24 protein-coding genes are annotated in these 24,201 nt (G+C 34.6%); 15 read left to right on the top strand and 9 right to left on the bottom strand.

The annotated features are described in order from the left end of the window. Window positions 1–32 precede the first annotated feature (32 nt). From F960_RS05900 to F960_RS05890, 3 genes are all read right to left on the bottom strand, one after another. Window positions 33–557 carry a protein tyrosine phosphatase family protein gene (locus F960_RS05900; protein ID WP_035373090.1) on the bottom strand — a complete coding sequence of 175 codons (525 nt, stop codon included), beginning with the start codon at window positions 555–557 and terminating at the stop codon, window positions 33–35. A 53-nt stretch (window positions 558–610) separates the two neighbouring features. Then, window positions 611–1,702: a 3-deoxy-7-phosphoheptulonate synthase gene (locus F960_RS05895; RefSeq protein WP_042073565.1), complete on the bottom strand. Its 1,092-nt coding sequence runs from the start codon at window positions 1,700–1,702 to the stop codon at window positions 611–613. A gap of 129 nt (window positions 1,703–1,831) precedes the next feature. After that, window positions 1,832–2,710: a sulfite exporter TauE/SafE family protein gene (locus F960_RS05890; protein WP_004860739.1), complete on the bottom strand. Its 879-nt coding sequence runs from the start codon at window positions 2,708–2,710 to the stop codon at window positions 1,832–1,834. Window positions 2,711–3,028: 318 nt separating this feature from the next. Here F960_RS05890 and lpxB point away from each other — a divergent pair, with 318 nt between their 5' ends. The 7 genes from lpxB (at window position 3,029) to F960_RS05845 (ending at window position 12,319) form a co-directional block, all read left to right on the top strand. After that, window positions 3,029–4,198: a lipid-A-disaccharide synthase gene (lpxB, locus tag F960_RS05885; protein WP_004860736.1), complete on the top strand. Its 1,170-nt coding sequence runs from the start codon at window positions 3,029–3,031 to the stop codon at window positions 4,196–4,198. Between the two features lie 257 nt (window positions 4,199–4,455). Beyond that, window positions 4,456–7,698 carry a type VI secretion system Vgr family protein gene (locus tag F960_RS05880; protein ID WP_004860733.1) on the top strand — a complete coding sequence of 1,081 codons (3,243 nt, stop codon included), beginning with the start codon at window positions 4,456–4,458 and terminating at the stop codon, window positions 7,696–7,698. Beyond that, complete coding sequence (locus F960_RS21455) at window positions 7,698–9,263, top strand: LysM peptidoglycan-binding domain-containing protein (protein ID WP_004860730.1); 1,566 nt, start codon at window positions 7,698–7,700, stop codon at window positions 9,261–9,263. The genes F960_RS05880 and F960_RS21455 overlap by 1 nt, the downstream gene beginning before the upstream one ends. Next, a complete protein-coding gene (locus F960_RS05870; protein WP_004860726.1) occupies window positions 9,253–9,747 on the top strand; it encodes a hypothetical protein in 495 nt (164 codons plus the stop codon). The genes F960_RS21455 and F960_RS05870 overlap by 11 nt, the downstream gene beginning before the upstream one ends. 168 nt (window positions 9,748–9,915) lie before the next feature. After that, complete coding sequence (locus tag F960_RS05865) at window positions 9,916–10,548, top strand: lysozyme inhibitor LprI family protein (protein WP_004860723.1); 633 nt, start codon at window positions 9,916–9,918, stop codon at window positions 10,546–10,548. A gap of 66 nt (window positions 10,549–10,614) precedes the next feature. Further along, a protein-coding gene (locus tag F960_RS05855) for an IS3-like element ISAba20 family transposase (protein WP_085945815.1) occupies window positions 10,615–11,690 on the top strand; the annotation gives its coding sequence in 2 pieces (ribosomal slippage) (window positions 10,615–10,867 and window positions 10,867–11,690; 1,077 coding nt in all). Window positions 11,691–11,896: 206 nt separating this feature from the next. Next, window positions 11,897–12,319 carry a hypothetical protein gene (locus tag F960_RS05845; RefSeq protein WP_004860716.1) on the top strand — a complete coding sequence of 141 codons (423 nt, stop codon included), beginning with the start codon at window positions 11,897–11,899 and terminating at the stop codon, window positions 12,317–12,319. On the opposite strand, the gene F960_RS05840 is transcribed toward F960_RS05845, so the two are convergent. After that, the gene (locus F960_RS05840; protein ID WP_004855273.1) at window positions 12,308–13,054 is read right to left on the bottom strand and encodes an IS5 family transposase; all 747 of its coding nucleotides are present in this window, start codon (window positions 13,052–13,054) and stop codon (window positions 12,308–12,310) included. The genes F960_RS05845 and F960_RS05840 overlap by 12 nt on opposite strands. A 133-nt stretch (window positions 13,055–13,187) precedes the next feature. Between F960_RS05840 and F960_RS05835 the strand changes: the two genes are divergently transcribed. Together F960_RS05835 and F960_RS05830 are read left to right on the top strand one after the other, a co-directional pair. After that, window positions 13,188–13,664 (top strand): hypothetical protein, encoded by a 477-nt coding sequence (locus F960_RS05835; RefSeq protein WP_020846685.1) that lies wholly within the window; start codon window positions 13,188–13,190, stop codon window positions 13,662–13,664. A 125-nt stretch (window positions 13,665–13,789) separates the two neighbouring features. Continuing rightward, window positions 13,790–14,494: a hypothetical protein gene (locus F960_RS05830; RefSeq protein ID WP_004860704.1), complete on the top strand. Its 705-nt coding sequence runs from the start codon at window positions 13,790–13,792 to the stop codon at window positions 14,492–14,494. Window positions 14,495–14,567: 73 nt separating this feature from the next. Here F960_RS05830 and F960_RS05825 read toward each other — a convergent pair whose 3' ends face one another. Continuing rightward, window positions 14,568–15,440 carry a DUF2797 domain-containing protein gene (locus tag F960_RS05825; protein ID WP_004860700.1) on the bottom strand — a complete coding sequence of 291 codons (873 nt, stop codon included), beginning with the start codon at window positions 15,438–15,440 and terminating at the stop codon, window positions 14,568–14,570. A 33-nt stretch (window positions 15,441–15,473) separates the two neighbouring features. Between F960_RS05825 and F960_RS05820 the strand changes: the two genes are divergently transcribed. Both F960_RS05820 and F960_RS05815 read left to right on the top strand, forming a co-directional pair. Further along, window positions 15,474–15,944, top strand: a complete 471-nt coding sequence (locus F960_RS05820) for a DUF6231 family protein (RefSeq protein WP_004860697.1) — start codon at window positions 15,474–15,476, stop codon at window positions 15,942–15,944. A gap of 125 nt (window positions 15,945–16,069) precedes the next feature. Further along, entirely contained in the window at window positions 16,070–16,660 is a 591-nt protein-coding gene (locus F960_RS05815) for a YidB family protein (protein WP_004860694.1), read from the top strand. Window positions 16,661–16,783: 123 nt separating this feature from the next. On the opposite strand, the gene F960_RS05810 is transcribed toward F960_RS05815, so the two are convergent. The 4 genes from F960_RS05810 to F960_RS05795 form a co-directional block, all read right to left on the bottom strand. Beyond that, entirely contained in the window at window positions 16,784–17,893 is a 1,110-nt protein-coding gene (locus tag F960_RS05810; protein ID WP_004860692.1) for a porin, read from the bottom strand. A 260-nt stretch (window positions 17,894–18,153) separates the two neighbouring features. Beyond that, window positions 18,154–18,567 (bottom strand): HIT family protein, encoded by a 414-nt coding sequence (locus F960_RS05805; protein ID WP_004860690.1) that lies wholly within the window; start codon window positions 18,565–18,567, stop codon window positions 18,154–18,156. Between the two features lie 22 nt (window positions 18,568–18,589). Next, the gene (locus F960_RS05800) at window positions 18,590–18,859 is read right to left on the bottom strand and encodes a YARHG domain-containing protein (RefSeq protein ID WP_004860687.1); all 270 of its coding nucleotides are present in this window, start codon (window positions 18,857–18,859) and stop codon (window positions 18,590–18,592) included. A 380-nt stretch (window positions 18,860–19,239) separates the two neighbouring features. Continuing rightward, window positions 19,240–20,361 (bottom strand): alpha/beta fold hydrolase, encoded by a 1,122-nt coding sequence (locus F960_RS05795; protein WP_020846686.1) that lies wholly within the window; start codon window positions 20,359–20,361, stop codon window positions 19,240–19,242. Window positions 20,362–20,501: 140 nt separating this feature from the next. Between F960_RS05795 and F960_RS05790 the strand changes: the two genes are divergently transcribed. The 4 genes from F960_RS05790 (at window position 20,502) to F960_RS05775 (ending at window position 24,160) form a co-directional block, all read left to right on the top strand. Continuing rightward, window positions 20,502–21,689 carry an O-succinylhomoserine sulfhydrylase gene (locus tag F960_RS05790; RefSeq protein WP_004860682.1) on the top strand — a complete coding sequence of 396 codons (1,188 nt, stop codon included), beginning with the start codon at window positions 20,502–20,504 and terminating at the stop codon, window positions 21,687–21,689. 89 nt (window positions 21,690–21,778) lie between these two features. Continuing rightward, window positions 21,779–22,108, top strand: coding sequence for a YbaB/EbfC family nucleoid-associated protein (locus F960_RS05785; protein ID WP_004860679.1), 330 nt, complete (start codon window positions 21,779–21,781; stop codon window positions 22,106–22,108). A gap of 10 nt (window positions 22,109–22,118) precedes the next feature. Next, window positions 22,119–22,715: a recombination mediator RecR gene (gene recR / locus F960_RS05780; RefSeq protein ID WP_004860678.1), complete on the top strand. Its 597-nt coding sequence runs from the start codon at window positions 22,119–22,121 to the stop codon at window positions 22,713–22,715. A gap of 302 nt (window positions 22,716–23,017) precedes the next feature. Continuing rightward, window positions 23,018–24,160 (top strand): ribonuclease D, encoded by a 1,143-nt coding sequence (locus tag F960_RS05775; RefSeq protein ID WP_004860674.1) that lies wholly within the window; start codon window positions 23,018–23,020, stop codon window positions 24,158–24,160. Window positions 24,161–24,201 lie beyond the last annotated feature (41 nt).

The following is a 24,201-nucleotide window of genomic DNA, read 5'->3' as shown; positions in this document are numbered from 1 at the left end:
GAATTTGGAAGATATTTCACCTGAAAAAGATTTTATTCTTCAAGCGCATTTTGATGCAAAGAATCTTCAAGCTCTTGGGTAGATTTACGCCCTTGTAATTGCAAAGCAACAGCATGCATTAAACCTGTCCAAGTTTCATTGGGTTCCCATATTTGATGTAACTGTTCGTGCGCAGTTGGCATATCGATATTTAGATAATATTGTTTATATAAATACATCAAACTACTGACTCGATAGTTTTTCGAACAATGTACCCAAATCATTTTTTCTTGGGCTAAATGATGAATGAGATCAAGCACAAAGAGACATTGATCATCGGCAGGAGTATCCCATAGGATTGGAAGTTGAATGTAATTAAGCCCCAAATCTAAACAGACACGGTCTTCATGCTCTAGATGGTTTGAAGCATCTGTTAAAGCAAGATTGATGACTGTATCTACACCATATTCTTTAATACGTTGAAATTGTTCAATCGTAGGTTGGCCTGATGTAAATAAGTGCTGATGAATATATTGGAAATTTAAAATCTGGCTTAATTCATCTTCAATTTCGGTCATATTTAAATACCCCATAAAAAAAACGCCATCATGATGATGGCGTTTATAGCAAATTAACGATTTGGAAGGGCATCTTTAAGTGCTTCATTCATCTCTAAAAGCACTTTTTCTGTCGTTTCCCAATCTATGCAACCATCAGTTACCGATTTACCATACTCTAAATCGTCGAGATTTTCAGGAATATCTTGACGACCGCCTTTGAGATGGCTTTCAACCATGATGCCTACAATAGATTTATTACCTTCTAAGATTTGTTCTGTAATATTTTTCAAAACAAGTGGTTGAAGGTACGGATCTTTATTTGAGTTTGCATGGCTAGCATCAATCATAATTTTATTGCTAACTTTTGCTTTTGCAAGTGCATTTTCAGCATCTTGTACAGAACCCGCATCATAATTTGGTTTGCCATTACCGCCACGTAAAACAACATGCGCGTATGGATTACCTTTAGTACGGATAATTGAAACTTGACCTTGGTCATTTAGACCTAAGAAGCTGTGACCATGTTTTACAGATTGCATCGCATTTGTTGCAACTGTTAAGCCACCATCTGTACCATTTTTAAAACCAACAGGTGAAGATAGGCCTGAAGACATTTCACGGTGAGTTTGGCTTTCTGTCGTACGAGCACCAATAGCTGACCAAGAAATCAAATCTTGATAATACTGCGGTGAGTTTGGATCAAGTGCTTCAGTTGCACACGGCAAACCTTTTTCATTCAACTCAAGTAAAAGTTGACGACCGATACGTAAGCCTTTTTCAATATTGAAAGAGTCATTCATATCAGGGTCATTGATTAAACCTTTCCAACCCACTGTAGTACGTGGCTTTTCAAAATAAACACGCATAATGATATACAGTGTATCTTTAACCTTTTCACTCAATACTTTTAAACGATCTGCATATTCGTGCGCTGCAGTTGTATCGTGGATAGAGCATGGACCAATCACAACAAATAGTCGTTTATCTTGACCATCTAAAATTTTGCGGACAGTTTCGCGGCCATGAAGCACAGTTTGATATGCTTTTTCATTCAATGGTAATTCAGCTTTAAGTTCAGCTGGCGTTACAAGAGGTTGAATGCTTTGAACATTCACATCATCAATATCATTTTGATTAATAGGATTAGAATTTAATGTATTCATTGCCGTCACAGGGTATAGATCATACAAAAGTACTTTTAAGTGAACCGAATATAACATGAATTAATTGAATCTAAACTAGTAAAAATATCAATAAATCATATAAAAATTCGGAATTAATATAAATTTCATTTAAACCTGAGTAGATTTGACCGATTCAACGATCATCACTGTCTGCGGTTTTTCTACAGGCTTACTTTTTGTTGGATGAATAATAAAGTTAATTCCAAGTGCAAAAAGTGTAATCCCTAGAATTTTACGAATCAATTTTTCTGGTAATCGTGAACTAATCAACGTACCAATAATGATCGCAGGAATAGATCCAAGCAGCAACCAGCCAAGTAAATGAAAATCAACATTACCAGAACTCATATGACCAAGCCCTGCGACCAAAGTCAACATGACCGCATGTACCACGTCAGAACCGATAATACGGATCATAGGTAAGTTAGGAAACATCAAGATCAAAGCCATAACCCCAAATGCACCAGCACCAACTGAGGATAAGGTCACGAATACGCCTAAAACAATTCCCATAATCACGATATAAACACGTTTATGTTGAACAGACTGTTTTTCTTGTTCTAAAGTTTGAACTTGCTCATCACGTTTACGATTGAAGAATTTTTCGATTTTACTTCTAAAAACAATGGAAATACCGGTCAAAGTCAACATAAAACCTAAAACTGAAGTTAAGACAGTTTTATAGGTTGTAGATTGGCTGAGATAATGGTCAAGAACCCACGTGGTCGCAAATGATGCAGGAATACTCCCTACTGCAAGCCAAATCACAATCGGCCAAACAATATTTAACTTTTTGGCATGCACCAATGAACCACAAAATTTTGAAATGGCTGCATAAATGAGATCTGTCCCAATCGCGATATGAGGTTCGATTTTAAATAGACCAATCAGGATCGGTGTCATCAGGGAGCCGCCGCCCACACCTGTGATGCCCACACAAAATCCGACAAACATGCCTGCTATAATTAGATGGATTGGATCGCCCATTACGTATGCCAGTTATCAAAAAACAGGCATATCTTATGACTTTTTGATATAAGTAGTTGTCTTGATTAATGATTAACTTATGCAAAAAAATGCAAAAGAAAGATGAGCTTTTAAAAATATGAATACAAAAAATGATGATTAATTATCTGAATTTTAAAATGAAAATTAATTCAATCAAAACAGAAGTGAAGTCCTTATTTCTTTTTAAGAAAAATTAACTGAATATTTATAATCAAATTCATATAAATACACGACACATTAGTGAATGCACATCAGCTATGCTACTATAGCCTGAGTTATAAAATAGGATAAAAACCTTTGCAAAATCGTAAACTTAAAATCGGAATTGTTGTCGGTGAAGTTTCTGGAGATACTTTAGGCGCAAAATTAATTCGAAGTTTTCGTGAGCAAGGCATCGATGTCGAATTTGAAGGCATAGGCGGTCCACAGATGATCGCTGAAGGCTTTAAATCATATTATCCGATGGATATTTTATCGGTTATGGGGATCGTTGAAGTCCTGAAAGATCTAAAAAAATTATTTGCTGTACGAGATGGTTTAGTCGAAAAATGGACGAATGATCCAGTCGATATTTTTATCGGGATAGATGCACCAGACTTCAACTTACGACTTTCTAAAAGCATCAAAGAAAAAAATTTGGCGATCAAAACTGTGCAATATGTCAGCCCATCCGTTTGGGCGTGGCGACAAGGTCGAGTGCATGGGATTCGAGCGACAATTGATTTAGTACTTTGTTTATTTCCATTTGAAAAAGCTTTTTATCACCAATTTAACGTAAATGCTGCATTTGTCGGGCATCCGCTTGCTAGCCAATTACCTTTGGAAAATCCGATCCGTCCTGCAAAAGAAGCACTTGGTCTAGATCCAGATCAGAAATTTATTGCACTTTTACCGGGTAGCCGGGGTGGTGAAGTAGAACGTTTAGCACCACTAGTTTTAGATGCAGCGCAATTGATCCAAGCGAAACACCCTGAGTACCAATTTCTAATACCGGCAATCAATGATGCGCGTAAACAGCAGATTGAAAAGATTTTAGAACAATATCCAGAAAGCTTGCGGGCGCAAATTAAATTATTAGAAAATCAAGATAATGAATCGAAGATCGGGCGCATGGTCATGAATGCATCCGATATTGTCGCGCTTGCATCTGGTACAGCGACATTAGAAGCTATGCTATTGCATAGACCTATGGTGACATTCTATAAATTAAATTGGCTCACTTATATTATTGCCAAGTTATTGGTGAAAATTCCTTATTATTCACTGCCTAATATCATTGCTGGTAAGAAAGTGATTTCGGAATTGATTCAGTCGGATGCGACACCTGAAAATTTAGCCAACGATATCGAAAAACTAATGAACATTGAAACAGGGCAAATACAGGTGATGCAACTTTTGACAATGCACAAAAAGTTGCTTGCAGGCAATAGCGAAGATCCCGTACAGGCGATTTTAGCGCTTTTATAAAATAGCCTAAGCATAGTCTAGTCCTAACGAAACCTAATTGACTCTTTATCAGCTTCAAAAAAATGCCATCAAAATTTTGATGGCATTTTTTATAAATAGAATGAAAAACCCAAGCGCTATGTTTGCATCCTATTAAAAGACAATAATAAAAATAAACTAAGTTATTGAAAATGATAAATTAAAATTCATGAAATGATAATGTAATATCGTGTTTAAAATTATAAGATCGGCTAAATAAAACTTAAGAACATCAAATAATGATAGATAAAATTAACTATTTAGCAGAGAAAATGGGGCTTAATACACGTAATCGAGCGATCTATGCCAAATTTTCCAATGAAATTTTAAACAGTCAAATCGTGGTGCAAAGTGTCAGTGGGGTGCATTTTATCAATGATGAACCGCAATATGAGCTTTTATGTTTGTCTTTAAATGCACAAATTCCTTTAAAAACATTTTCAGGTTGCCAAGTCGCTGTCGATATTGTGACGGATTTAGGTGAGTTATCGAGATTTACAGGAATTGTCAGTAAGGTTACGCAAGGTGCGACAGATGGGGCGATTTGTGTTTATAAATTGGTATTACAAGATGCATTTTCACTGCTAAAACTCACACAAAATAGTCGAGTATTCCGCAATATTGATGTTATTGGCATCACTAAAATTTTGATAGAAGAAGCTTTAAATAAAAGCTCTTTACTAAAAGCAGCATTGAAATTAGATCTTTCAGGCATTGAAAAACAATACGATACACGTCCTTTTGTGATGATGTATAACGAGAGCATTTACCAGTTTTTAACGCGATTGTGGCGTTCTGAAGGTATCAATTGGCTGATCAGTGAAACAGATCTAAAAGTTGCCAATCCTGCCCAAGATATACAAGCGCAAAAGTTAAGTTTGATTGATCACAATAGTCATTTTTCAAGCTTATCACGTAAAATTATACGTTTTCATAGCCGAAGTGATGCGACAGAACGATTTGATACGATCACGAGCTTGAGCGCAGAACGGCAAATTCAAAGTAATCGTATCCAAAGCCAACGCTGGGTTCCAGATGGTTTCTATCAGGATCAGGAAAATAGTGTACTGACCAAACATAAACATAGTGAAAATTTTGATAGCGATAGTTTAGATTTAGAACAAGTTTGGAATCTTGCGCCTGCTTGGATTGATAGTAGTAATGAGCAATTAACCACGTCTAGTAGTGCTCAGTTGAGTAAATTAAATCAGCAACTTATTCAATATCAGGATCTACAAGCAAAGAAATTTATCTCGAAAAGCAGTGTCCGAGATGCAGATGTAGGTTATTGCTTTGAATTAGTTGGGCATTTTGAACTGAATTCTCATGAAAGCTCTGATCGGCAAATGCTGATTTTAGGGAAAAAATTCTATCATCAAAATAATTTACCTAAAGATTTAAAAAATCAAATTGATACTTTGATCGATCTCAGTCATTGGCAATATTTAAAAATTAATTCAGATGAAATGCATGGTGCTGAATTAAGTTTAGTCAGAAGAAATACGATCATCGTTCCAGCATATGATCCATTAAAGCATCGACCACAAGTTTATCCAATGCGAGGCAAAGTTGTAGGTCCGAGTGGTGAGCAAATTCACGTCAATGCTTATGGTGATGTAAAAGTTAGATTTTTATTTACACGAAGTGCTGATCACCAACATGCCAGCGGACATGGTGCGAATGACAGTGACCAAGATTCATTTTGGTTACCTGTCCTCACACTTTGGGCTGGTTCAGAGGGCGAAGGCACAAGATTTCACCCACGTGTTGGTGATGAAGTGTGCATCAATTTCTTTGAAGGCGATATTGATCGACCATTTGTCGCGGGCAGTATTTATGAGTCACAGCATCATCAGACCAATTTCGATAAAAAAGGCGAAGTCCCTGCAACTAAAAAAATTAGCGGTATCCGTAGCCGAGAAGTAGATGGTGAAGGATTTAACCAATTACGTTTTGATGATAGTACAGGACAAATTAGTGCACAGCTTCAAAGTAGCCACGCCGCTACGCAACTCAATTTGGGCAATTTAAGTCACCCCAAAGAGTCTGAAACGAGTAAAGGACGTGGCGAAGGCTTTGAGCTACGAACAGATGCTTATGGAGCTGTTCGGGCTGGAAAAGGCATGCTACTCACCACATATGCACAAGAACAGGCGATCGCAGAACATCTTGATGCAGTTCAAGCACAAAGTTTATTAAATCAAGCACATGAAAGCATGAAAATGCTAAGTGAAATTGCAGTTAAACAACAGACAGATGCATTAAATGTAATTAACCGATTACCAAAACTGATCCAATCACTTGAAATTAAAAGCGTTACACAAGCATTGCAAACCACATTAAATCTATTTAAAGAAGGCATAGCTAATGATCCACTCAATGCGCTAAAAGACTGTGCAGGATTTATTCAAGATATTGGGCAAATAGGAGGTGGTGGTATAGCAGGAATCGTGGATGAATTTAATGGATTCTTCCAAGATGCCAAAGGTGCTGTCGATAATCTCAAAGGTTTTATCGAAAATGTAGAAGATTTTGGAACAGATTTTATAAAAAATGAACTAAAAAATATCAAAAATGAAATTAAGAATGATCCATTTTCAGCTTTAACAAATGTTGCATCTACTATTTCAAAGATAAGTTTGGATGATTTTGATTTGACCAGTGTATGTGGGGCAATGGGAGGAGGTAGTGGGCAACTATCAGGCTTATTGAATAGTTTTCAAGGCTTTATGCAAAATAAGAGCCAAGATAAACAAGCATCAAGCGATAGCGAAAGTAATGGGAAGCTGTTTAGACAGGCTTTGATGTTATTTGCTTCACCAAATGGCATAGCAATGACGACACCAGAAGATATTTTAAGTCATGCTGGGCAAGAAATCGGACTCAGTTCAGGTGGTTCGACGAACATCAGTTCGCAAAAAAATATCGTGATGCATGCTCAAGGTAAATATAGTGCATTTGCGGTGAATGGGATTAGTGTAGTTGCTGCAAATCAAAATGTAGAAATACAAGCACAAAATGCATTGATGAAGTTGATTGCGCGCATGGGAATACAAGTCATTTCGACTGAAGGTAAGATTGAAATTACAAGTGCTGTAGAGATAAATCTTAAAGCTGGTGGCTCAAATATAGTGATCAATAAGCAAGGGATCCATCATTATACAAATGCGCTATTTGAAGTGAAATCAGGTCAACATCTGTTTAGTGGTCCACAGAGTGTGAATGCAGAGTTACCTAATTTGCCTATGATGGGTCAGTTTAGCAATAGATGGGATTTTTATGAATTGTTTTATACGCATAATTTCTCAAACGTAAAATACAAAATAATAAATAAACAAGAGAATAGCTATATACAAGGGTATTTAGATGAATATGGAAGAACAGAAAGAATAGAGAAAGAAGAGAATCAAGAATATGACATTTTGATAGGTGCAAGTGAATATTGGTCTATAGAAAATGATGAAATTGTAGGAGGAGAATAGTGGATACTATAGCTAAAATTAAATTTCTAGATGCTATTGGACAACCTATAAAGGGATTAAAACATCAACTTTGGTTGTCTGGACGATGTATTTCTGAAAATAAAACTAAAGAAAATGGGGAAACTGTATTAATTAAAAGACCGGAAGGAGGGATTATTGATGTTCGTGTCTATGATGATATATCAAGTACGTATGAGTCTAAGGTGAAATTTACACTGAAAGGGGAAAGTCAAAATTTAGTTGTACATAGCCCGAAAGTGATGATTGAGGGAGTCAAGCTGAGTGAAAAAAATGTATCAAAAGGTGATTACTCGCGTAATTATCATAAAGTTAAACCCAAAGAAACATTGAGAGGAATAGCTGAGCAATATCATACAACTGTAAACGTACTTATGTCGTTGAATAACATTGATGATCCAAGTAAAATTTATATTGGGCAAAAGTTAAAATATCCACTACAGAAAAGTACAACTGATGAAGCCCAAATACAGAATAACGAAAAAAAATCGTCTTCGACGTCATTAACAAATACTAGTACAAAAATTATTATTGTACAAAATGGTGATACGCTGAGTTCAATTGCTCGTACTACAAATAACTCAGTAAATGAAATTAAAAGTTTAAATATGCTTAGTACAGATATTATTCGTATCGGTGACAAACTTAATGTTTATGTAAGAAGTGCAAATTCAGCAAGTATCAATACAAATAGCGGCCAAACAAAATCTATAGATTCGACATCTGCTAAACCAAAAGTTGAACAGAAAAGCTCAAGTAATCAAGAGAAAAGCCCTATAGCTGAAGTAAAGGGTGAATCGATAGAAAAGAAACAAAAGAAAATTATAGTAATAGATCCAGGACATGGGATACGAGGTGATAGCAAAGTTAGTGCAAATGTTGGCACACAAATTAGATTGTTAAAACTTGAGAAGGAAATAAAAAATACAAAATTAGAAATAGGAAAAAATTATTCTTGGAAAGATTTAACAGATGAGATAATAAATAATGCACACCAGTATTTTAAGTATATTGAAACAAAAGACCCTAAAAGTCCAACAGAAGCAGAATATGTATATGAAAGAGCTATAGAATTAAAACAACTGTTAGAAAAAGATGGGCATATAGTTTATCTGACAAGAGATACAAAAGGAAATATTTCTTATGAAAACATACCAAATATTGCTATATGCAAGTCATTGAAAATAAAATCTAAAGCACCGTTAAGCTATAGAAATACAATAGCAAATGAGGCTAAAGCTGACTATTTTATTTCTTTGCATTGCGATGGCGTTGAAAACTTAATAAATAATTATGCTGTGATGTGTTATAAAGATGAGAATGGAAAAAAATTAGCAGAAAAAATAGTAAAAAATTACTGTAAAATAAAAGCTTTAACTTCAAAAAGGAGCGATTTAACAGTTTTGAAAAATAACGCAAAATATAAAATTTTAATAGAGTTTGGCTTTATGACTACACCGAGGAATGTAAAAATTTTAATTAATGAAAGTAAGACTCTAATAAGTGATATTTATAGGACAGTGAAGGAGCATATTAATGAAAATTAAAATATTTTTAATTTTTTTATTGATTTCACAATATGGTTTTTCACAAGAAATTCCAAAAAATTTCTATATGATAGAAACATATAAAAGATTTGAAAAAATAGTAGGGGATGAAGATTATACAAGTTTTCGATTTGTAAATAATAATTTTATTTCAATAGCTGAAACTAGATTAAAAAAAGATAATCGTATAATTGGGAAATATGAGGCGAAATATATAAATCCATTGAATGATACCTCTTATAATGACTATCATCAAATTGTAAAATATTATGAGTATAAAGGTGGACGTATTTTTAGAGTTCAAAAAAAATTAAGCAGAATAGAAGGTTGTGAAATCATATGTGATAATGAATACATTTATAAAAATGAAAAAATTGTAAAAAAAATAGAACATCCAACATGTTTGAGCCTATTTAATATGAATGAAAGACTGATAGATTATGAAAATAGCTACGTTAAAAAGAATTGTAAACTAGATAATTAGTTTTATATCAATAAAAAAATTGTTGAATAAGTTAAGATTTTTAATGATTTATCTGGAATTATTGAGTATACAGGATATAAAATTTAATAGAATACTTTAAAAATTAATAGTGATAAATAAAAGAGGAAATGTAATCTATGAAAATGCAGATATGTGTGGATGGTTGCTATGCAAAACATTAAATCTAAAGCTTTTAATTTTTTATTTATTTTAAATCTTGTTGCGTATTCAAACCAAATACAGGCTAAAAATAATATTTTAGAAGAAAAGAGCAAATATGAAAAGAGCGAAAGGGATCTAAATGGGATGTATTCTGATATAAGGAATTATATCAAAGAGAATAAAGTTGAATTGGATTATTTGGTAAAAAGTCAAAGAGATTGGCTGAAAAGAAGAAATTTACAATGTGGGTTCAAAGATAAAGTAAATACACTTGAAGGCTATATGTGTTTAAGCATTGCTAATAATAAAAAAACATTAAGCTTAAAGAGTGACTATATGGGTTTTGATAAAACAGAGAACAACTTAATAAAGCCATTTAGTTATGTAACTGGAATTCAAAAAAAACTGGATGTTGGCGGTTGCTGGTGTAGTGAAAGTACACTAAAAATCATAAAAGATAAAATTTATATATATCAAGCCTGTGATAAGGGGCTTCAAGACCCTATAATTTATAAGATTGTAGGTAAAATTTTTAGAGAATATTCAGTAGAATACAAGATTGATACTAATAATAATGGTATTCCAGAATTTAACTTATCATTTGTAACAAATGGAAAGGATGTTTGGAATATTAGGTAATCCTCCCTAAAAATAATTGAGTTTAAAAGTAGAAAATCGAATAACCTTGATTTAAGGAGATTTTCTATGAAAACATCTAAGTATTCAGACAGCTTGATCATGAGTATCTTGAAGCAAGCTGAAGCAGGAACACCCATACCGAACTTGTGCCGCGAACATGGTATGAGCTCTGCTACATTCTACAAGTGGAAGTCCAAATATGGCGGCATGGATCTTTCAATGATGACGCGGCTTAAAGAACTTGAGGCTGAAAATGCCCGTTTAAAACGCATGTATGCTGATGAGCGGCTAAAGTCAGACATCTTGCAAGATGCACTTTTAAAAAAGTTTTAAGGCCTGTTCAGCGAAAGTCACTTGCTCAGCAAGCTACTGAGCAATTTAAGATTTCAATCAGCATGGCCTGCTTAATTTTTAAAGTCAGTCAAACGTGTTATCGCTATAAAGCTCGTTTAGATGAAGAGAATCAACAGATTGCCGAATGGTTGATTCAATTAACCAATGATCATAAAACATGGGGCTTCAAGCTTTGTTTCCTGTATTTGCGTAATGTTAAAAAATACAAATGGAACCACAAACGTGTCTATCGCATTTATAAGGAGCTTGAGCTTAATTTAAGAATCAAGCCTAATAAGCGGATTAAACGAGAACAGCCTGAAACCCTTGCAGTACCGACAGCTAAGAATGAATCATGGTCAATGGACTTTATGTATGATCAACTCAGTGATGGACGTAGTTATCGAGTTCACAACGTGATTGATGACTATAATCGCGAGTCATTGGATATATTGATTGACTTTTCGTTGCCAGCAGAACGTGTGCTGAGAGGACTTGATCAGCTCATTGAATGGCGAGGTAAACCTAAACGCATTAGAACCGACAATGGCCCAGAGTATATAAGTGAGCTGATGGAAAAGTGGTGTGATCAGCATGGTATTGAGCATGTATTTACTCAACCAGGCAATCCACAGCAAAATGCATATGTTGAGCGATTTAATCGTACAGTACGTTATGAGTGTCTAAATCAATATTTATTTCGAGATCTGAGCGAGGTGCAGGACTATACAACTGACTGGCAGTACTTTTATAATCATGAACGACCTCATATGTCAGTAAATGGTTGTCCACCTATTTTTAAACAATAACAAGGCTTTAGATTTTCTACCCATTAATTCAATTAAAAATGGGGGTATTACCATTATTCCTACTGTATTTAGAAAAGAAGATTTGATCAATTTGAATTTTTCTATGAATTATACAACTGATAAAAATTTAATTGAAGAAAAATTAAAATGTAGTGATTTTTAGATTACTAATATTATCTTATTTTAAAAATTCATGAGAGGGTTGAGTGAAAAAAGCTATCATATTTTTATTTGGTTTATTCATAATAAATACTTCATTTGCTGAGAGTGAACAGTATAAAAATTCATTTTTATATAAGCAATATTTTGACGAATTGGTTGTGAATTTTGTAAATAAAAATAAGTATGAAAAAGTAAAAGAAATTAATAATTCACGGCAACGTACTGTAAATGAAATAGCTACTAATTGTATTAATTATGATTCTTATTGCGTAAATTCAGCTTATAAAAAAGAGCTTATGGCTTTAAAAAAGGTTTATGCAAGTGAGCTTTCCTTAAATAATGATGCATTATTACAATCTGGATATAACTTCCCTTCCAATGAAAGAAAGTTGTATGATGATGCTTATAAAGAAATGATTTTAGGGTGTGTTGACATTTGCAGTATGGAACTTAACCTACAATGGTAACCAAATAAATATACAAGCAAGAGCGACAGCACTTTGATAATTACGCTTTAGCTTGTCATATCGAGTTGAAATTCCTCTAAATTGTTTTAACCTACAGAATGAATTCTCAACTAAGTGCCTGATTTTATAGATATGCCAATCCATATGATCATTGTTAGACTTAGTGTTTGATTTTCTAGGAATATTTGACTTAGTTTTTGTTTGCTCAATTTGAGTCCTGAAGTTGTCTGAGTCATAACCTTTATCAGCACATAATATTTCTGATTCAGTTAAATCTAATTTTGATACCAGATCAGGGGCTATCTTAATATCATGGGAAGTTCCATCTGAAATAATAAACTCAATGGGATTACCATTAGAATCAACTGCTAAATGTATTTTTGAACTATTACCACCGATACTTTTGGAAATATCTTGATTATTAATACCTGAAGAATGCTGGTGTGCCCGTACGTGGCTACCATCAATAAATATCCATTCTTTATCAGCATGTTTACTAAATAATTTAAAAATATTCATAAACTTATCATTTTTAGACCAACGATTGTATTTCTTAAAGATAGAGTTTGGCTTACCAAATTCTTGAGGTAAATCTCTCCAAGGACAACCTGTTCTGATACGAAATAGAATAGCTTCGATAAAATTTCTTAAATTTAGTTTGAGATAAATATTAAAGTGACGGAAAATAGAAAGTAACTTAGACCAGTGTTGATCATTCAGCATTGTACGAGGCATAGCGGGGGTAAAATTGGGTTTGGCGATTTAATTTTACTATCTCGCTATTTTTTTAGGCAACAAATGTCAACAGACCCTAAATTTCACATACTCAAATCAAGAAAATTCTTTAAAAATTATGTCAATGGATAATATGAATTTAAAGAAAGAAATTTTGTTAAATTGTAAGAGAAATGATAGTCAGTGCATCAATAGTTATTTAAAAAAAGGTTTGTCAGAACTGAAAAAAAATTATTATGATGTAGAGTCTTTAAAAAATAAAATTTTATATCCCATAGATGTAGATCCAAGTTGTTATAAAGATCAAGCTTTAATTTTTATTGATACACAGAAAAAACAGATTACATTTTATAAAAAATGTAATTCGGAGAAAGTAGTCTTTAAAATTGTTAATATTTTTGGTCATGATCCTGACATGCCTTTAAATTATATGTTAACAGTCAATGGTGATATGGATGGGGACGGTGAAAAAGATAAAAGCTTTATATTTACACCTATAGGTAAACGGAAATGGGTGATTATTACTAATGGTGATATGGTATATGGTAGAGAAGGAAGTCATATTACTGAAATTTCTATTGGCAAAAGTTATAAAATACGTGGAGAGTAAAGGGAGTAATTTTTATTCAGCTACAAGGCAATCTATGCATGCGTATGCTACTGTTTCTGAGTTAAAAAACAAAATACCAAAACCTTTTAAAATAATTTTACCTGATAATTTTATAGGAATTTAATATGAAAATTCTATTAAGAATATTTATTTTATTATCTACTTTGTTGTATATAACCAAATCTCTAGCTAACTGTGACTTTAATAATGTCTACCGAAATTTGAAATGTACTGAAAGTGAGAATAAAAAAATATTAATACAATTGAAAAATAAGAATAATAACAAAACCAGTGATTTTAAAAAATGGAGTTCAGATGTTCAAAAAAAGTGTGAATGGAGTACAAGTTATGCTTTAGGAGAGGGAGTTGGCTTAATCAAAGAAAAGTGCTATCAACGTGAATATTTATCACGATTGGAGTATTTGAACACTGGAAAAAATGATGCTAAAGAGTTTAATTATTATAATCTTGAAATTACAGCATTACCATATAATTCCAATGATCATTTGCAATGTCTTGAGAGTGGAAATAAAGATAGTTGTCAGAAAGTAAATTTAATAAAATCGAGTAAACTAATAAAATATTATTCTTTTATCTCACCATCTTTTGGTGATGGAGTAGTTTTGAAAGAAACTGAAAAGGGGAGTGAGATTATTATTTTACCTTTTTTAGCAAATGAAAATGAAGGTGTGCAACTAGTTATTTATACAATAGATAAATTTGGTGTGGTTAAAGAAAAATATATTTCGGCTCAAAAAAATGTCTCAATAGATAAAAATTATAATATTACGTATTACTTTAAAGGGAATAAAGTACAGGAAAAATTATAAAGTGTGTGGATGATAAATATGAATAAAATTAAAAGCTATAATATTTTAAAATATTATAGCTTTAGGTTACAGTTTATTCAGCTCGGACTTTTAATTCATAACCTGTATATTTGCGAATATTAATTACACCAGTATCTAAGAGAAGATATTGTCCTTTGATACCTTGCAATTTCCCACGAATAACCGGTGTTTTATCTAAATTGTGAGATTTGATTTTCTCAGGATAGATATCAACTGGGTAGATAAATTCGCGTGGTAACTCATCCTCAAGATATTCAACTGTTTCATTAAATTCTAGATTTTGAGCAAATTCATCTCGAATCGTCTGAATTTTAGGTGCAAATTCTTCAACCAATTCATTGCGGATTTCAACGAGATTGACTGGATCTGCTTCACCTTTTAAAAGCTTACGCCAATCAGTTTTGTCAGCAACCTGTGTACCAAACATGATTTCGAGTTGTCCAGATAGACGACGTGAACCGACTTTCATGATCGGTAATGCTTGAGTCGCTCCTTGATCTAGCCAGCGTGTTGGCATTTGACCAATTCGAGTAATCCCAACTTTGAGCGCACTAGAATTTGCCAAATATACGATATGTGGTTGAAAACAAACTTCGTGAGCAAAATCATCTTCACGGCATGTTCCAAGATGGTAATGGCATGTTTCAGGTTTCATAATACACATATCACATGAAGCTTTGGTTTTAAAACACTTAAAACAATGTCCTTGAGAATAGGATTTAGGTGTTTTGCTACCACATGAAATGCAGTAGATATTTCCCGTCGCTTCAAGCTCAATTTCCTGACCTAAATTGAATGGAAGGTCAATTTCTAAACGATCTAAAATAAATTTATACTCTACATTTGCCTTGTGAGTTTGTTGATCAGTTACACTAAGGTCTTTCAAACCTGCATGCATTTTATGGCAAATGCCTTGAAGTTCCATGTTTAATTACTCACTCAATATAAAGGTGCAGTTATGGCTGAGTTAAATGTCATCACTTCTATGCTAGACGATTTATCTAAAGAGCAGCCTATATCAACTGCTGTATGTATCGGTCAAGATTTGACACAATACAATACAAATCACTCAATTCAATGGCACTATTTTAACGTAAATGAGTTTATAAATCTGCCATTCAATATGCGATATGATTTGGGATTTGTATTATTAGATACACCAGAGATGGAAAATATTTCAGAAATTGTTCAATCTCAGCTTTTAGTTAAATTACGTGATTTGATGGCAAAACGCATTGTCGTGGTGTGTAAATTGAAAGATGAACATTTAATGCGCGCCTTAGGTTTTACTCAACTTATAGATAAACAAACGCATGATCGTGATTTTGCACTTTGGCAATTCAATATTTTGACCTATAAACATGTACCAGATTGGTTTAACTCAAAGTTCTGGGCAAATCCTGAAAACTGGAACAAGTTCCGTTGGTAAGCCATTATTTGTAAGTATTTAAAAAGCGGTAGAATTCTGTTAAAAAAATATACAAATTGCTTTTTGATTATTGTAATTTTCACAGTATTCTAGAGCTGAGTCATTATACTTATTAAGGAATAATCATGACAAATCTAAGTAATATTGTGGAAATCTTGGCTCAGCAAGCGCTTGGTGGTCAACAACAATCGGGACAAGGTGGTTTAGGCGGTATATTGGGGTCAGTACTCGGGCAAGTTGCAGGTGGACAACAACAGTCACAAGGCGGTTTGGGTGGGATTTTAGGTTCTGTTCTTGGCGGTTTGGGTGGGGGACAACAACAGGCACCTCAATCGAGTGGTTTTAATGCTTCATCATTATTGATCGCTGTAGTGCCTTTAGTTTTAGGCTGGATCCAGCAAAATGGTGGTTTACAAGGTGCATTAGCAAAACTTCAAGGCGCAGGTCTTGGTGGTCAAGTACAAAGCTGGGTTGATCCAAATCAATCCAATACCGAGGCTGCAACGAGCCAGATTCAAAGTCTTTTCAATACTCAAGAAGTTGAACAAGTTGCTCAGCAAGCCAATGTACCGACAGATCAGGTATATGGTGCAATTTCTTCTGTGTTACCACAAATCATTGATTCTTTGACACCAGATGGTGATGCCACTAATCATCAAGAAGCCAATTCAGATATCCAAAATGTAATGAATCTGGTTTCTGGATTTTTAAAATAATTGTTTTAAATCTCAAGTGAATTTTAACAATAAAAACCTCAAATGAGGTTTTTATTGTTTTAAGGGCTACTCAAAAAAATAAAAGGGCATTTAGCCCTTTTATCATTAACTTTTAATGTGAAATTAGAAGTTATATTCCATGCCTAAGCCATAAACGGTTTTCTTGTCATCATTACTTTGCCAATCACGTTTTTGTTGTGCAAGTACACCGTAAAAACGTGTTTGTTTATTGAAGTTATAGTCAACGCCTACACCGTATTGATCTAATTTACGATCGCCACCATCCCATTCTGTTTTTGCAGATTGATATTGACCTTTTACAGTCCAAGGTGTGTTTAAGATGTTATATGTTGCTTGAATTAGCCATGCATTTTCTTCAAGATTTTGACCAACACGTTTGTCTAAACCAAGAGTTTTACCATCTTTGTCTACTGCTCCGGCAAGAGATGCAGCTGATGGAGCATCTGATGGTTCTGCATGTTGATAAAGTGCACCAAGCACAAGACCAGCTAGACCAACTTTAGTAAAGTCATAAGAACCTGTTACACGAACTGCATCAGATTCAATGCCTTTTAAGCTCAGTGCGTTATATGCACCTTGCACGCCAAAGTTACCTGCAACAGCCGCTGCAAGTCCTAAATCTTTGTTGTCATATGCTAAAGATGTTGATACGCCACTACCGAAACTATCACGTTTTTTTGTTGAATAATTTGATGAATCGTTTTCGCCCATTTGCGCCATAACGCTAAACACTAAACCAGGAATCAACAGGTTTTTATCAGTTTCAAAACCTACAACGTTTTTCAAACGTTCTTCACCATACATTGTTTTAGTGATATCTAGGTTTGTATCATCGTTGAAAATGTCTTGGTAACGACCAGCAGAAGTCTTGAAATATGAATCATATTGACCTGCTTTTACACTACCAATATCTTTAAATTTTAAACCTAGGAAACGGTTACGTGCACTTAAATCTGTGTCTGAACCTGAACCGTCAGTGGAAATTGCCCATTCAGCTTGATAGATCACACCAACACTGTCAGTGAGTTTTTCTTCGCCCTTAACCCCGATACGTGAAGCATTCGAATTTAATTGTGTTTGGTCGTTGCCTTTCCAGTCATTATTATCTACTTGGTTTAAAGAAACATTAAGCTTACCGTACAATGTAGGCGCTGCATGCGCTGCGCTTAAGCCTAATGATGCAACTGCTGCAGCGAGTAGCACTTTTTTCATTGAGAATTCTCCAAAACAGTCAAAATGGTCTAAGCCTTGTTTGCTTTCGTTTTGGCGAGCACGTTATACAAAATTTTACAGATACTCACCAACTTGCTAAGCAGTATCTGCAAACTTTGTGACATTGAAGTGAACAAAAAGTTACAATTTAATGACGTTTGAAAATAATTCTAATAGAATAAAAATGCATCTAAGTGAGTCAATTTAAATAAAAAATGAGACCGAAGCCTCATTACAAAAACAAACTGGAAAAAATAAAATTATAATGCAGCTTTAATTTTTTCAGCCAGAGCTTGGATTTTATCTGTATCACCCATAGTTGCAGCATGGCGACCTAGTTCATGAATTGAACTGGGGATAAGGTGAAAATGTACATGTGGAACGGTTTGTCCAGCAGAAGCACCTGAGAGCTGCATTAAAACGATCCCTTTTGCATCGAGTCCTTTTTCAATGGCACGCGCAATTTTTTGTACGATTTGAATAGTATAAGCTGCATCTTCAGCATCTAAATCAAGTAAAGTTTCTGCAGGGGATTTGGGAATGACTAAAGTATGTCCTTCGGCTTGCGGCATGATGTCCATAAATGCAAGAACTTTATCGTCCTCATACACTTTGATTGCAGGGAGCTCTCCGCGAAGAATTCTTGCAAAAATGTTTTGATCATCGTAAGCCATGTCTAAATCTCCTAGAATTGAATTATTTACAGTTCAATTCTTTCTGACGAGCCTTGATTTCGTCAAGTCTTTGTTGTTCACGTTCTGAAAATTTTGGCTTAGATGTAAAACAATTTTCATTGCCAAATTTAGCTTTTGCTTCAGGATCTTTGAAACAGAAACCTTTAGATGCATAAATAACATTGTAATCATCTTTGAGTTTTTGGCATTCTTGCTCGGGTGTTGCTGCGATGCTGCTCATTGCAAACATCGTCATTGCACTGGCTAAAACACCAATTTTCAGCTTATTCATGTGAACTCCTTTCATAAAAAGTGGGTTGTTCATAGTGCAATATATAAGATTTAATTATGGATATTCAATGACGAGAATATTCAAAACTTGTAAATATATAACATTTTGAAATAATTTTTATTGTGTCAATCAATATTAATCCTTTGATATATATCTGGAAGTATTGATTTCTATTTTGTAAATTTCAATTTAAAAAATATTTTTTCAATCAGCGTATAAATGATGAAACTGTGAATTAAAACAAACTTTTTTTCATAATTTACCTTTTTCGTTTGTTTTTGGAGCTATTGAAAATTTTACTTTTTTCAATTGGCGGGCGAATAAAAGCTCCAAAGCCTATTTGACAGACTTTGGGTTTGAGTATTGTGTTTTAGATTGTCTTATGACGCATTTAAATCTAAATTTTTTACAGGATATGGGGTGGATCGGTCATCTAACCATTGAGTCAGTACTGGCCAAAATTGTTCTGAAGATTTCTGACTCGACATCAAACCAAGATGTCCGCCCGGTATCAATGTATAAGTCACATCTTTACTCTTGGTAATTTGAGTCAGCGGCTCTACAGACGCTGCTAATACCATTTGGTCACTTTTGCCTGCACCCACAAAAAGTGAACAATCGATATTTTTAATGGAAATTTCTTTTCCATAGAGCTTTATTACACCATTTTTCAACGGATTTTGTAGCCATACATTAAAGATCATGTCCTGATTGACTCCTCCTGGATAATCAATCATATGATTTAAAAAATTACCTAAAGTGGCGTGTTCATGCAGTGTTTGCTGATCATCAAGATTGAGTAATAGTTGTTTATGCCCCTCATACCAACCTTTAGGATCTAAAATTTTAAAACCAATGGCATTTAAAATCCCCGGTGTATGAATCAAACGGTTTGGAATGCGACCATAAAACATGACTTTTTTAAGTTTGGGAATATTGCGAATATATTCATGTAAATTTTTATACAATTTGCCCAAACCACCTGATGCATAACTATCAATTGGGCTACCCAAAACAATCAGGTTCTTGACGTAGTTGGGTTGGCGATAAGCGGTATAAAGTAAGGCAAAAATACCTGCCATGCTCCAACCATGCAGTGAAATTTGATCGCTATGAGAATGTTCACGTATTTTATCAACAAAAAAAGGTAAAGCTTCGTCAATAAAATTTAAAAAATTCAATTCTTGATCGGCATAAGTCAGTTTGCCCCAATCGACCAAATAAACGTCATAACCACTATCAGAAAAATGTTTGACCAATGAGCGATAAGGGTATAGATCATAAATCGACATGTTAATCGCAAGTGGTGCAACAAAAACCAATGGTTCTAAATGCTTACGGTTTTTCGCAGCATAATAACGCACATTCGATTTATGATAATGCGCCACGATTTCATAAGGAGTCGTTTGTGATAAAACTAACGATTTTCCATTAAAAATACGAGTAGATAGGTTTTTTAGTTTAATTTTACGGTTTTTAAATTTGCTTAATCCTTGATCCATGTGCGCTGATCGACCTTTATTCATAAAAGATTGTACGAAGTCTATGCGATATTTTCACATTTTACCTTGACCTTAAATACATTAGACGCTCAAAATGTTGGCAATTTTGTACAAAGGCAGTTTCAGACTGGATTTTAAAGATGAGCCAACAAGAAGACCTTGAATACCAACTTGATACCTTAGCGATCCGCACAGGTCATACACGTAGTTTTGAAGGTGAACACGGTGAGCCGATTTTCCTCACCTCGTCATTTGTGTATGAAAATGCTGCTGAAGCAGCTGCTAAATTTTCAGGTGCAGAGCCGGGCAATATCTATTCTCGTTTTACCAATCCTACCGTTGCAATGTTTGAGAAACGTTTAGCAGCTTTGGAAGGTGGTGAGCGTGCTGTTGCAACAAGTTCGGGTATGGCAGCGATTATGGCTGTGGCAATGTCTTATCTTAAGGCTGGTGATCATGTGATTTGTTCACGTGCTGTATTTGGTTCTACTGTATCTTTATTTGAAAAGTATGTTGCTAAATTCAATGTTGCTGTTGATTTTGTAGATTTGACAGATTTAGATGCATGGAAAAATGCTGTATGTCCAGAAACCAAGCTTTTATTTGTTGAATCACCATCAAATCCTTTAGCTGAAATTGCTGATATTCAAGCTTTGGCCGATTTAGCTCATGCAAATGATGCTTTGCTTGCGATTGATAATAGTTTCTGTACGCCTGTGTTGCAGCAACCATTAAAATTTGGTGCAGATTTAGTGGTATATTCAGCAACTAAATATCTTGATGGTCAAGGTCGTGCGCTTGGTGGTGCTGTCGTTGGTAATCATAAATTACTTGAAGAAGTTTTTGGTTATGTTCGTACCACAGGTCCTTCGATGAGCCCATTCAATGCATGGGTATTTTTGAAAGGCTTGGAAACTTTACGCTTACGTATGAAAGCGCATTCGGCTAGTGCACAAAAAATTGCAGAATGGCTTGAAGCGCATGATAAAGTCGAAAAAGTTTATTATGCTGGTTTGAAGGATCATGTTGGTCATGAACTTGCAGCGAAACAACAATTAGGTTTTGGCGGCATCGTTTCATTTGAAGTAAAAGGTGAGCGTGAAGGGGCTTGGACAGTCATCGACAATACTCAGTTTATTTCGATTACAGGTAATTTGGGTGATGCAAAATCAACCATTACTCATCCAGCGACTACGACACATGGCAAACTTTCTCCTGAAGCAAAAGCTGCAGCAGGGATTCGTGAAGGTCTCATTCGTTTGTCAGTTGGTCTTGAAGACGCTGATGATATTATTCGTGACTTGTCACATGGTTTAGATTTAATTTAATTTTTTAAATGGGGTGTGTTTAACTGTCGTAGACAAGATCAAGATTTTGCTATGATCGTTAAACAAATCCAAGTATGTTCGGAGAAACTATGAACATTAATATGCTCATGCAGCAAGCTCAACGCATGCAAAAAGAAGTTGAAAACAATGCCAAAAAGGCGAAAGAAGAGCTCGCTCAAACCGAAGTACATGCAGAAGCAGGTGGTGGTTTGGTTAAAGTGACTATGACTTGCCGCAATGTTGTAAAACGTATTGAGATCAATCCTGAACTTTTACAAGATGATCCAGATATGATCGAAGACTTGATTGCCGCTGCGATGAATGATGCAGCACGTCAAGCAGAAGTGATTTCTGAAGAAAAAATGAAATCTGCAAACTCAGGCATGGGTTTACCACCAGGTCTAGCAGGTTTATTCTAAGGAAATATAAGTGTTTAGCGACAGATTTGATCAGCTTGTACAAGCACTGCGTATCTTACCAAGTGTTGGACCAAAATCGGCTCAGCGCATGGCATTACATCTCATCATGAAAAATAAAGAAGGTGCTGTCGGTTTGGCGCATGCGTTAAATGAAGCGACTTCTTATATCCATGATTGTGAGATTTGCCATTCATTGACTGAAAATGAGATTTGCGATATTTGCCAGTCTAATGATCGTGATGATGGTTTACTCTGTGTAGTTGAATCTCCAGCCGATGTAATGGCGATTGAACAAAGCGGTAGTTTTAGAGGTAAATATCACGTGCTTGGTGGACATTTATCACCGCTGGATGGGATTGGACCTGAAGAAATTGGCATTCCGTATCTGATTCAGCGTTTAAGTGATGGCAAGGTCCAAGAAGTGATTTTAGCAACTAATGCTACGGTTGAAGGTCAAGCTACAGCGCACTATCTGGTTGAAGCGGCTAAACACTTACCTGTGCAAATGACAAGAATTGCACAAGGCGTGCCACAAGGTGGTGAACTTGAATATGTGGATAGCCACACTTTGAGTCAAGCAGTACACAATCGTATGAAAATGAGATAAAAACTAAGGTATTTATCTTATTAAGAATATATAAAAATGAAGTAAAATGACTTGTACATTTGCTTCATTTTTATAAAATAAGTTTTGTTACAAACAAAACAATTTAGCTTTATTATAATATATTAATTAATTTATAGCATTTTTTGACTTATTGTTAAAATGTACTAATAAATAATAGAGGTTTTCGCTAATCAATACAAATCAGTTTTTTATTGAAAATTAGTGGAAAATTCTTATATTTAAATGTTATAAATTAGGGTAATATTCCATTATTTCAAATACAAAATTTGACTCAAATCAAGATGTTCCAATTTATCCAGCAACAAGCTGAACTTGCCGATGTACTGACCTTAATGAGTCAATACAAAACCTATGGTCTCGATACTGAATTTATCAAGGTCGATACACTATGGCCGAAACTTGGCGTGTTCCAAATCAATATCAAAGAAAGCGTTTTTTTGCTTGATGGCACTACGCTGGATCTGTCTGAGTTCTGGAGTAAAATTTTCCAAGCAAATCAAAATGTTTTTCATGCATGTAGTGAAGATGTAGATCTGATTTATCATTATTCTCAAAACAAAGCGCTTGAAAATGTCTTTGATACGCAAGTCGCGATGTCTTTTTTAGGTCATGGTCTGCAAGTCAGTTATCAAAATGCTTTAAAGAACATGCTAGATATAGACATTGAGAAGGATCAGACTCGTTCAGACTGGCTGGCACGTCCTTTGACGCCTGAGCAGATGAATTATGCCGCAAATGATGTGCTCTACATCATGCAACTTGCTGAAAAGGTCAAATCCGAACTTAGTCAAAAAAACCTCTATGATTGCGCTGTTGAAGATTGCAATAGCCTGACTCATGAAATCGCGACTGAAACACCACTTGAGCAACTTTATCTAGATGTGGGGAATTATCGTCATTCACGTCGTCAATTGATGCAATTACAGCAAATTGCAATCTGGCGTGAACAGATGGTTAAGGCTTTAAATCTGCCGCGTAGTTTTATTTTAAAAAATTCAACCATGATTGATTTGGTTGAAAAAAATCCTAAGAATAATTTCCAGTTATCGACTGTTAAAAATATTCGTCCAAATGTGGTTCGTGAACACGGCAAAACAATTTTGGATTTATTGAAATATCTACCAGAAGCAGAGCAGTGGCCATTACGCATTGCACGTCCGATCCGACATTCTTCAAAAGAGATTAGCGAGCAGGCTGAACAGCTGATTCAGCGTGTATCAACTGAAATGTCGATTCCCAAAGAAGTACTGCTTCGTAAAAAATGGTTAAATGCTATTTATCAACATATTGTTTTTCATAATGATGAACAAGACTTGCCTAGCTATCTCTTGGGCTGGCGTTATGATTGCTTGACTAAGCCTTTGATTGGTCTTTTATCAAAAGATGAAAGTTATTTGTCTACACAGATAAAAGTCGCCGAATAGTTTTTGGCTGAATTTATAAAATATACATTTTCGTTTAAAAA

This window comes from Acinetobacter gerneri DSM 14967 = CIP 107464 = MTCC 9824, from assembly GCF_000368565.1.
Classification (GTDB): domain Bacteria; phylum Pseudomonadota; class Gammaproteobacteria; order Pseudomonadales; family Moraxellaceae; genus Acinetobacter; species Acinetobacter gerneri.
Note: the sequence above shows the minus strand (reverse complement) of the source record. Positions and strands in the feature narration are given on the sequence as shown.

Coding starts and splice junctions, on each gene's coding strand:
- F960_RS05830 (WP_004860704.1), top strand. CDS start 13,790: ATGAAAATTCTATTAAGAATATTTATTTTATTATCTACTTTGTTGTAT.
- F960_RS05790 (WP_004860682.1), top strand. CDS start 20,502: ATGAGCCAACAAGAAGACCTTGAATACCAACTTGATACCTTAGCGATC.
- F960_RS05865 (WP_004860723.1), top strand. CDS start 9,916: ATGCAAAACATTAAATCTAAAGCTTTTAATTTTTTATTTATTTTAAAT.
- F960_RS05900 (WP_035373090.1), bottom strand. CDS start 557: ATGACCGAAATTGAAGATGAATTAAGCCAGATTTTAAATTTCCAATAT.
- F960_RS05825 (WP_004860700.1), bottom strand. CDS start 15,440: ATGGAACTTCAAGGCATTTGCCATAAAATGCATGCAGGTTTGAAAGAC.
- F960_RS05775 (WP_004860674.1), top strand. CDS start 23,018: ATGTTCCAATTTATCCAGCAACAAGCTGAACTTGCCGATGTACTGACC.
- F960_RS05810 (WP_004860692.1), bottom strand. CDS start 17,893: ATGAAAAAAGTGCTACTCGCTGCAGCAGTTGCATCATTAGGCTTAAGC.
- F960_RS05880 (WP_004860733.1), top strand. CDS start 4,456: ATGATAGATAAAATTAACTATTTAGCAGAGAAAATGGGGCTTAATACA.
- F960_RS05840 (WP_004855273.1), bottom strand. CDS start 13,054: ATGCCTCGTACAATGCTGAATGATCAACACTGGTCTAAGTTACTTTCT.
- F960_RS05815 (WP_004860694.1), top strand. CDS start 16,070: ATGACAAATCTAAGTAATATTGTGGAAATCTTGGCTCAGCAAGCGCTT.
- F960_RS05795 (WP_020846686.1), bottom strand. CDS start 20,361: ATGGATCAAGGATTAAGCAAATTTAAAAACCGTAAAATTAAACTAAAA.
- F960_RS05805 (WP_004860690.1), bottom strand. CDS start 18,567: ATGGCTTACGATGATCAAAACATTTTTGCAAGAATTCTTCGCGGAGAG.
- F960_RS05890 (WP_004860739.1), bottom strand. CDS start 2,710: ATGGGCGATCCAATCCATCTAATTATAGCAGGCATGTTTGTCGGATTT.
- F960_RS05835 (WP_020846685.1), top strand. CDS start 13,188: ATGAATTTAAAGAAAGAAATTTTGTTAAATTGTAAGAGAAATGATAGT.
- F960_RS05785 (WP_004860679.1), top strand. CDS start 21,779: ATGAACATTAATATGCTCATGCAGCAAGCTCAACGCATGCAAAAAGAA.
- F960_RS05800 (WP_004860687.1), bottom strand. CDS start 18,859: ATGAATAAGCTGAAAATTGGTGTTTTAGCCAGTGCAATGACGATGTTT.
- F960_RS05870 (WP_004860726.1), top strand. CDS start 9,253: ATGAAAATTAAAATATTTTTAATTTTTTTATTGATTTCACAATATGGT.
- F960_RS05895 (WP_042073565.1), bottom strand. CDS start 1,702: ATGAATACATTAAATTCTAATCCTATTAATCAAAATGATATTGATGAT.
- F960_RS05820 (WP_004860697.1), top strand. CDS start 15,474: ATGGCTGAGTTAAATGTCATCACTTCTATGCTAGACGATTTATCTAAA.